The 9,550-nt window shown below is 66.9% G+C and carries 8 protein-coding genes; 3 read left to right on the forward strand and 5 right to left on the reverse strand.

The window, feature by feature from the left end:
* Positions 1-2,294: diguanylate cyclase (locus ABNS06_RS00435; protein ID WP_348671910.1), on the forward strand; the 2,294-nt coding region annotated here is incomplete at its 5' end.
* A gap of 170 nt (positions 2,295-2,464) precedes the next feature.
* Here the strand turns inward: ABNS06_RS00435 and ABNS06_RS00440 are convergent.
* From ABNS06_RS00440 to lptD, 5 genes are read right to left on the reverse strand one after another with little or no spacing between them, the layout of a single operon-like run.
* Positions 2,465-2,905 (reverse strand): universal stress protein, encoded by a 441-nt coding sequence (locus tag ABNS06_RS00440; protein ID WP_348671912.1) that lies wholly within the window; start codon positions 2,903-2,905, stop codon positions 2,465-2,467.
* A gap of 32 nt (positions 2,906-2,937) precedes the next feature.
* Complete coding sequence (gene rsmA, locus ABNS06_RS00445) at positions 2,938-3,735, reverse strand: 16S rRNA (adenine(1518)-N(6)/adenine(1519)-N(6))-dimethyltransferase RsmA (protein ID WP_348671913.1); 798 nt, start codon at positions 3,733-3,735, stop codon at positions 2,938-2,940.
* Positions 3,736-3,750: 15 nt separating this feature from the next.
* Positions 3,751-4,731 (reverse strand): 4-hydroxythreonine-4-phosphate dehydrogenase PdxA, encoded by a 981-nt coding sequence (gene pdxA, locus ABNS06_RS00450; RefSeq protein ID WP_348671914.1) that lies wholly within the window; start codon positions 4,729-4,731, stop codon positions 3,751-3,753.
* Between the two features lie 14 nt (positions 4,732-4,745).
* Positions 4,746-6,146, reverse strand: a complete 1,401-nt coding sequence (locus tag ABNS06_RS00455) for a peptidylprolyl isomerase (protein ID WP_348671916.1) — start codon at positions 6,144-6,146, stop codon at positions 4,746-4,748.
* A 9-nt stretch (positions 6,147-6,155) separates the two neighbouring features.
* Positions 6,156-8,195 carry an LPS assembly protein LptD gene (gene lptD / locus ABNS06_RS00460; RefSeq protein ID WP_348671917.1) on the reverse strand — a complete coding sequence of 680 codons (2,040 nt, stop codon included), beginning with the start codon at positions 8,193-8,195 and terminating at the stop codon, positions 6,156-6,158.
* 156 nt (positions 8,196-8,351) lie between these two features.
* Between lptD and ABNS06_RS00465 the strand changes: the two genes are divergently transcribed.
* A complete protein-coding gene (locus ABNS06_RS00465; protein ID WP_348671919.1) occupies positions 8,352-9,371 on the forward strand; it encodes a phosphotransferase in 1,020 nt (339 codons plus the stop codon).
* A gap of 20 nt (positions 9,372-9,391) precedes the next feature.
* Positions 9,392-9,550: sugar phosphate nucleotidyltransferase (locus ABNS06_RS00470; RefSeq protein ID WP_348671920.1), on the forward strand; the 159-nt coding region annotated here is incomplete at its 3' end.

Consider the following 9,550-nt stretch of genomic DNA (forward strand, 5'->3'; position numbering starts at 1 on the left):
CACCCGCGGATGCCAGGCGGCAACTGGTCTACTCGGTGTTCCGGGTCGATTCGGAGGGTGACGATTTCGAGATGACCCCGGCCGAGCACGCGCTGCGCGAGCAGCGGGACCTGGAGTCACGGCCGATGCGGCTGATCGATCGACAGGGGTTTACGCGGGCGGTGTCCGCCGGTGCCGCGAGGATTACCCGGGGAGATCAGGTGATTGGCAGCCTGCTGTTCTTTCGGGACGCTGCTGTCCAGGAATCCTCCCGGGCGGGTCTGCAGCGGGAACTCGAGCAGATTCGCACGGTGCTCTCCCGGCTTGGTGAAGGGGTCATCACCATCAGCACCTCGGGTTCGGTGGTCTACGCCAACGCCCATGCGGCCCGGTTGTTCGGGTATTCAGACGCGGAGATGCAGGGGGTTTCGCTGAGCAAGCTGTTGCCCGTTCCGTTCCTCAACGCGCCCGAGACCCGGCTGGATGACTACATCGGCGGGGATGACGGCTCCCGGCCCCGGGTGGTCGGCTGGCGCAAGGACGCCACCACGTTTCCCGCGCATCTCATCGTCAGTCGCCTGCCGGGCGACAGTGACGCGCGCTATCTGCTCATGGTTCGTGACCGCAGCCAGGAGGTCTCGGAGGCCACGCTGTCGCAGCGGCTGGGCCGGCTGTTCGACAGTGCCGGGGAAGAGGTCTACATCTTCGACGCCCAGACGCTCTACTTCCTGGACGCCAATCGCGGTGCCCTGGATGTGCTCGGATTCGACCGCGAACGTCTGCTGCGGATGACGCCGCTGGACCTGGCGCCGGAACTGGATGACAACGAATTCCACGAGCGCCTCGCCCGATTGCGTTCCGGGGATCTGGAGTCGGTTACCTATCAGACCGACCATCGCCGCGCGGATGGTGGGACCTATCCGGTGGAAATCACGTTGTCGTACTCCCAGCGGGAACAGCCTCCGGTGTTTCTCGCGATCGCGGAGGAGATCACCGCGCGGCGCGAGGCGGAGGCGAGGCTGGAATTCATCGCCCACCACGATGTGCTCACCGAACTGCCCAACCGGCTGCTGTTCATGGACCGGCTCGGCCAGGGCATGCACCGCAGCGATCGCACCGGTCGCCTGCTGGCTCTGGGGTTTGTCGATCTCGACCTGTTCAAGCGCGTCAACGACACCCTGGGGCACGAGGTCGGTGACGAATTGCTCAAGGCGGTCGGCCAGCGCCTGCTCGAAGGCGTGCGGATGACCGATACCGTGGCCAGGTTGGCCGGCGACGAGTTCACGTTGCTGCTGAACGGGGTGGCGGACCGCGCCGATGTCGAGCGCATCGCGCGCAAGCTGCTGAAGATGTTCGAGGAGTCGTTCCGCATCGGCCAGCACGAAATCACGATCGGGATCAGTTTGGGGCTGTCCATCTACCCGCTGGATCATGTGGACGCCAAGACCCTGCTGAGACATGCCGACGAGGCGATGTACGCCGTCAAGCGCGCCGGGCGGGGCGATTTCCGGATCTACAGTGCCGAGGTCAGTCCCGGCGCGGAGCGGACGCTGCACATCGAACAGGTGCTGCGCAATGCCATTGCACTGGACGAGTTCGAGATCGTCGCCACACCCGTGCTGCACACCCGGTTGGGAGAGCTGGGCGCGGTCCAGGTCCGGCTGGAATGGTCGCCGCCGGATATTGGACGTGTCGGCCAGAAGGAGCTTTACGAAGCGGCCCAGCGCACCGGGGTGCTGGAGCAGCTGGAGCTGCGGGTGCTGCGCGGGGCCTGCGAGCTCTACCGGCTGCTGCCGGCGACCGAGCGCGGTGGTGACTGGCCTTTTCTGGTGGCCTTGTCGACCTGGCAGCTGCGCCGGCGTGATTTCGCGATCAAGGTGGCTGATCTGCTGCGTCGCTACGACATGCCGGGTCGGCGACTGGTCCTCGGCCTGGAGGAAGGCGGGTTGCTGGATGTGCTCGAGGGGGCGACGGCAGGGTTCAGCGTCCTGCGCGAGCACGGCGTCGAGTTCGACATCCTGGAATTCGGAGCGGGGTATCAGCGTCTGGGCCGGATGGCGGGATGCCCCATCCGTTTCGCGACGCTGCCGGGGTCGGTCGTCGGCTCACTGGATCAGCCGGAGATGCAGGTCACGGTGAACACACTGACGGCGACAGCCACGGGGCTGGGTGCGCAGATGATTGCCGCGGATGTCGGGCAGGCCGAGACGCTGGAGCGTCTGGCAGCCGCCGGTGTGGAATACGCCTGGGGCGACGCGGTAGCGCCCGGGGTGGGTACGAGTGTCTTTGCCGAGGCGGTGCGGTCGATGGGTTAGAGCGTGCCCGTCAACCGCTCATGCCTGCCTTGGGGCGCCACCCTCTCGGGTTGGGGCCGCTATCCGCCTTGCCGCTCGGGTCTCATTGACCGCAAGTCAACGTCGTCGCGCGTTCCGGCGAGCTGGACGATGACGTCCGGCGCCGGCGCGAGTGATGGACGGTCAGGTGCTCAGTCGGTCGGCAGGTGAACCGCCAGAATGTCGCAGGTCGCTGAGTGCAGCACACGGTCCTCGGTGCGACTGAAGAGCACGCCCAGGCCATGTCGCTCGTGATTGCCGATCACGATCAGGTCGGCGCCCTGCTCGCGCGCCGTCTCGACGATTTCGTCCTGGGTGGAACCAACGCGGACGATGCGGTTGTCCGCCTGGATGCCGAGTTCGCTACAGAGTTCCTCGATGCGTGTCTCCGCCTGCTTGGCGAGTTCATCCGTCACTTCGATCGGGGTTGGAGACAGGGTGTCGCCGACCGGGTCCAGCGGCAGATATTCGACGACGTGCAACACGCTGAGCTTAGCCTTGTGCATGGACGCCGCGAACGCGGCGCGCCTGAGCACGACATGGCTGTGCTGACGCAGATCGACCGGAGCTAGGATGTGTTGGTATGCGCTCATGGGGCCTTGGTTCGTCGAGGGGAGGGCAGACGTTAACGTGTTTGATTCCCGGCTGCCAGCGATTCCGCCAGCCGCGCGAACTGCGCGGGACTGACCCGTTCCGGCCGTGTGGTCGGGTCCACATCGCAGTCCGCGATCGCGTCCCGGGACAGCACCGACTTCAGGCCGTTGGCCAGTGTCTTGCGCCGCGCGGAGAACGCCAGACGGACGATCTGGTCGAGATACGGGCCCTCGGGAACGGGAAAGTCCGGCGCCCGCGGCACCAGGCGCACGACGGCGGAATCGACCTGAGGCGGGGGTGAGAACGCACCCGGCCCAACCCGCAGCACCGACTCGGCGCGGGCCTTGACCGCGGCCATGACGCTCAGACGACCGTAGTCGGGTGAGCCCGGCTCGGCGATGAGTCGATCCACGACTTCCTTCTGGAGCATGAAGTGCATGTCCTGCACGTCGTCCAGCTCCAGCAGGCGGAAGATCAGCGGAGTGGAGATGTTGTAGGGCAGGTTGCCCACCAGCCGCAGCGGGCGCGGTTGCAAGCTGTCCAGCGGCGCCTTGAGCACGTCGGATTCGATTAGATGGAACCGCGGCTCGGTGGCATAGGCCACGCGCAGGCGTTGGGCCAGATCGCGGTCGATCTCGATCACGGTCAGCGTGACGCCGGTTCGGAGCAACGGCTCGGTCAGGGCGCCCAGCCCAGGGCCGATCTCGATCATGTGCTGATCGGGCATCGGCCGGATGGCGTCGACGATGCGGCCGATCGTGGCCTTGTCGTGCAGGAAGTGCTGCCCGAAGCGTTTGCGGGCGCGATGGCGGGTCGGCGGCTGGTTCATGGTCGGGGAGGCGGGCTACGGAACCAGCCGGGCGGCCAGCTGCATGGCCACCGACAGGCTGTGCGCATCGGCCTGCCCGGTGCCGGCCTTGTCCAGCGCCGTGCCGTGATCCACCGAGGTGCGGACGATGGTCAGGCCCAGCGTCACGTTGACCACGTCGCCGAAATCCAGGGCCTTGACCACCGGCAGTCCCTGGTCGTGGTACATCGCCACGAAGGCGTCGGTTCGGGCGCGCAGGTCCGCGTTGAACAGCGTGTCGGCCGGATAGGGCCCCTCGACATCGATGCCGTCGCGTCGACAGGCATCGATCGCGGGCCGGATCTCGCGTTCGTCCTCCGTGCCCAGGTGGCCCGATTCCCCGGCATGCGGGTTGAGTCCGGCCACGCGAATGGTCGGACGGGCGATGCGAAACCGGGTTTCCAGGTCGCTGGCGACGATCCGGATCACGTCCTCGACCACGGTGCGCGTGACGGCGGTCGGGACTGCCGCGAGCGGCAGGTGGGTGGTCGCGAGCGCCACCCGCATTGATGGGCCGGCAAGCATCATCACGGGTCGGCGGTCGCCAAGTTGCCGGGCGATGGTCTCGGTGTGCCCGGTGAAGGCGATGCCGGCGTCATTGATCACGCTTTTCTGGATGGGGCCGGTAACCAGCGCGCCGCAATCGCCCGCGGCGGTCCAGTCCACGGCCTGACGCAGCACGGCCAGCACATGGGCGGCGGTTTCGGGCCGGGGGGTTCCGACCGTGACATCGGCATCAGCGGTTCGGGCCGCGAGCTGCAGGACGCCCTGTCTGACCGGTTTCGCCATGGCGGGTGAATGGATCATCTCCATGGCCACCGGGAGGCCGAGCCGGTCGGCACGGGCCGTGAGGACGGCCGGGTCGCCGATGGCGAACCAGGGACGACCGGGATCGAAGCCGTCCGCGGCCAGGCGCAGGACGATATCCGGGCCGATGCCAGCCGGCTCACCCGGCGTGACCACCAGCGGGCGCGTCATCGTCGCCCCGGAGGTCAGGAGTCCCCGGTCGTGCTGCCGGTCGTCGCGCCAGTCAGGGTCGGTTCGGAGCGCAGCTCGACGTAGGCCTCCGCGCGCTGGCGACGCAACCAGTCCTCGTATTCCTCGGCGATCTTGCGCTGGCGGATCGCCTGCCGCGCCTGATTGCGCGCGATGTCCTCGGCGCTGTCACGCTCCCGGCGATCGATCAGCTGGACGATGTGCCAGCCGAACTGGGTTTCGAAGGGTTCGCTGATCTCGTTCTTGTCCAGGGCATCCATCCGCTTCTGGAAGGTGGGCACGAAGCCCCCCGGAGGTTGCCAGCCCAGATCGCCGCCCTGGTTGGCCGATCCGCTGTCGTCCGAATACTCCTTGGCGAGCTCGGCGAAATCGGCGCCGCCCTGGAGTTCCTCGAGCAGTTCGGCCGCGCGCTCGCGCGTCGCCGCTTCGTCGCGGATGGCGTTCGGTTGCAACAGGATGTGGCGGGCACGGGTTTCCGTGATCATCTGCACCGGCTGCCCGCCACGCTGCTCGGCGAGCCGGATCAGGTTGTAGCCGCTGCCGGTCTCGATGACATCGCTGACCGCGCCCAGGTCCATGTTGTCCACGCGATCGGCGAACACGGTCGGCAGGGCGCCGGCGGTACGCCAGCCCAGGTCGCCGCCATCCAGCGCCGTTGTCGCGTCCGAACGGCCGATGGCCATCTGCGAGAAGCTGGCGCCGTCCTGAACCGCCTGGCGGATTTGTTCGGCTTCGGCGCGCGCAGCCTTCCGAACATCGTCGGTGCTGCCCTCGGGCACGGCGATCAGGATGTGCTCGAGCCGGTATTCGGTGGCCTGGTCGTTCTTGCGTGTCTTGGCGAGAAACGCCTCGATCTCGCGATCGGTGACGTTGACGCGGGCATCGACCTCGCGCTGCCGCAGGCTGTTGGCCAGCAATTCGTTGCGAACCTGTTCGCGAACCATCAGGAAGTCCACGCCCTCGGCACGCAGGGCGCGGGCGAAGTCCCGCAGGTCCATGCCGTTTTGCTGGGCGATCTGCTGCAGGGCCTGGTTCAGGTCCTCGTCGGTGACGCGAATGCCGCGCTGGTCGGCCCGCTGCGCCTGCAGCGTCTGCATGATCAGCCGTTCGCGCATCTGGTCGCGCAGTTCGGACTCAATGGGCGGCGTGTTGCCCGATGCGCGAATCTGGCGTTCGATGGAATCCACCGCCTGTTCCAGCTCGCTGTTGAGGATCACGTCCTCGTTGACGACGGCGACGATGTAGTCAACCAGCTGGGCGGACTGGGCAGACGTGGTCAGCGCGATGGTCGTGGCCACGGCGCTCAGCAGGTATTTCATGGTGATCTTGTGCTTGACGAATGTTCGCATTATAGGCGTTGACCACCAGGAACGTGGCTTGTTTCCTTCACGGCCCATGAATGGCGCCTAGTCCGGCAGGAATTCCTTGATGCCGGCACCGATGCGTGACAGGCCGGTCAGCTCCAGTTGCAGATACACGCTGGTGTTGAACTCGCCGCGCGTGTTGGCGATGTAGCGGCGCCAGGCAACACGCCCGGTCCAGCAACAGGCCTTGTACTCGGCGCCGATGACGGCCTCGCGGGTGCTGGCGTCGTCCAGCGCGTAGTTCCAGCGCCCGACCACGGACCAGGTCTGGTTGAGCGGCAGCTGGACGACGAGATCGGTTTGTTCCAGCAGGTCGCGCCGGAACCGGTAGCCCAGGTCGAACCGATAGCCCGGTCGCGGGCGGAACTTGATCGAGGTATTGGCACGATTGAGCTGGGTGCGGGCGGGGTCCCACTGCGCGCCGACGCCCAGGCGCAGCCAGTCGACCGGGAGCCAGCGCAGTGTGCCGACGATGTCCGAGTTGTCGCGGCCGGCGGTCCCCGGTTCGTCCGGCAGCGTGACCTCCGAGGGCTGGAGCCGGTAGATCTGGCCCAGCGCCGCCTCGAAACGCGTCTTGCCGGTGGCCAGCTCCAGGATGCGCGTGGTGAATGCCGCGGTGACCTGGTTGGCATCGGCGATGCGATCCACGCCGGAAAAGCGGTTGCGCGAGAACAGCTGGACAAAGCTGAAGTCCGGATCGTCGGTCTCGAAGAGCGGGATCGCGTCCTGGTCGCGGTATGGCGTGTACAGGTAGTAGATCCGGGGTTCCAGCGTCTGTACCAGGCCCGCCTTGGCGATGCGGTCGAAGCGCAGCCCGGCGTCCACGCTGGCCGACGGCAGCTCGCGCGTGATCGTCGTGGGCCGGCCGTCGTTGCGGTCGCGCAGGTCGTAGGCGGTGTAGCGGTAGTCGACCTGGCTGGCGACGAACCAGCCGACCGCGTCATGACGCAATCTCACAAAGGGCTTGAGGTCCAGACGCGTGCCCTCGACCGCATTGTCGCGTTCGAAATTCACATACTCCGTGGCCAGGCCAACGCGCATCTGGTTCCAGTCATTGGGCGACAGCGCGTTGAGCTGCAGGCGGGGCAGGCGGCGATAGGGCTCGTCGGCCGGGGCCACCGTCCGGTCGATGGTCTGGTAGTCCTCCACGGTCAGCACCGACGAGAACCAGGCTGGCGCCTGGTAGGCGATCCGTGCCTCGCGCTCCAGGTGCGAGATCGCCGCCAGATCCAGGGTGGTGCCCAGGTCTTCGAAATAGCCGCGGTCGCTGACCTCGGTGAAATCCGCCGCGATCTCCCAGCGATCCGAGAGCACGCCCTGATGCTCGAAACCGAACAGCGAGCGTCGGATCTGCAGCGTCTCGTCGTTGGGCAGGTATTCGTAGCGCAGTTCGCCGCGACCGTTGTCGAGCAGGTAGCGGCCCTCGGCCTGCAACTGCGAGCCCCGGCGCGCCATGTACCGGGGTGTGATCAGCGCGTCATACCAGGAGCCGAGGTTCCAGTAGAACGGCGTGGAGATGTCGAACCCGGTTTCCGCGGAATCGCCGATGTTCGGCATCAGGAATCCGGTGCGTCGCCGATCGTCGATCGGAAAGTAGAAATACGGCGCGTAGAGCACCGGAACGCCGAGGAAATTCAGCCGCGCATGGCTGGCGGTGCCCAGGCCTTCCTGGGGATCCAGCGTGATGTGCGAGGCCTTGAGCGTCCAGCCCCGGCTGGGCTGGGCGCAGGTGGTGTAGCGGACCCGGTCCATCGACACGCTGAGATCGTCGGCAAGATCGATGTGCTCGGCCTGACCTCTGGCGCCCCGTTCGTAGAGCGTGAACTCGGCGCCTTCGAATCGCGCGGTGGAGGCGTCCAGGTCCACGGCGGCGCGGTCGGCGCCGATCGCGTACCGTGCGTTCGCGAATTCGGCGCCGCCTTCGGTGCGCGCCTCGCCGGTTTCGCGGTCGTACTCGACCAGCGGGGCGCGAATTCGCGTGTCCTGATAGCGCAGCGTGACGTCGCCTTCCAGGCGCGTCTTGCCGTCGGTCGTCGCTTCCACATTGTCCGCGCTGAGCTGAACCGTCGGCTCGGTTCGCACCTCGGGCGCGGAATCGGCAAAAATGGGGCAGCCGTCGGTCGCTGCACTGGCGCTTCCGGCAATCGCGAGCCAACAGACGACAAGGGCAGTGGAGCGGACCAATGAAACGGGGCAAGCGCCGGAGCAACGGGCCGCACAGTATACGGAGTGCATGGAGTGGGTGACGACAGCGAAGACCGCCGACTGGCCGAACTGAAGGCCTGGGTGCGGCAGGTTCGGCCGAATCGGGACTGGATGTTCAGCCCGGCATCGGCGGATGCCAGTTTCCGCCGCTACTTCCGGGCCCGCTCGCCGCAGCAGAGTTACATCGTCATGGATGCGCCGCCGGAGCATGAGCCGCTCGACGCGTTTGTCCGGGTCGCGGGCTGGCTGACCGACTGGGACGTGCCGGCGCCGCGTGTGCATGCCGAGGACCGGCGGGCGGGCTTTCTGCTGCTCGACGATCTTGGTGGGACGGTGCTGCTGGACCGAGTCGAATCCGCGGATGCCATCACCCTGCTGGACCAGGCCATCGATGCGCTGATTGACCTGCAGGTCAAGGCCGCCGGGTCCACCCGTCTGCGCGACCTGCCGCCCTATGACGTCGACTTTCTGATGCAGGAAATGCGGTTGTTCCCGGAGTGGTATCTCCGGCGGCACCACGGTGTCACGCAGACGCCCGAACGCGCGGAGGCGATCGAGCGCGTAATGCGGGCGATCGCGAACGAGGTTGCCGCGCAGCCGCGGGGCTTCGTCCATCGCGACTACCACTCGCGCAACCTGATGGTGTCCAATGGCCGCCTGACCGGCATGCTGGATTTCCAGGACGCCATGCACGGGCCGCTTTGCTACGACATCGTGTCGCTGCTCCGCGATTGTTACGTGATCTGGCCCGATCATGTGCAGCGCGACGGGCTTGAGCGCTGGACCACCGGGCTGGTCGACGCCGGCATCTGGGCACCGGCGCCTGAAGATCTGCGGCGCTGGTTCGACTTCACCGGCGTGCAGCGTCATCTCAAGGTGCTGGGCATCTTCTGCCGGCTGCATCATCGCGACGGCAAGCCCAGCTATCTGAACGATTTGCCGCGGGTGCAGCATCACCTGTTCGAAGTCTGCAAGCGCTACCCGGAGCTGGATTTGCTGCGCGAGGTGCTCGCCGATTTCGACGTGCCGGTACCGGTCGGCGGCGCGTTCTAGCGTCCCGACACGCAACGCTGATGCGCCACGCAATGATTCTCGCGGCCGGCCGGGGCAGCCGGCTGCGGCCGCTGACCGACACCACGCCGAAGCCGCTGGTCGAGGTGCGCGGCCAGCCCCTGATCGACTGGCGCCTGGACGCCATTGCCCGGGCCGGCCTCGAGGATGTGGTCGTCAAC

It is taken from the genome of uncultured Abyssibacter sp., from assembly GCF_964000955.1.
GTDB lineage: Bacteria > Pseudomonadota > Gammaproteobacteria > Nevskiales > OUC007 > Abyssibacter.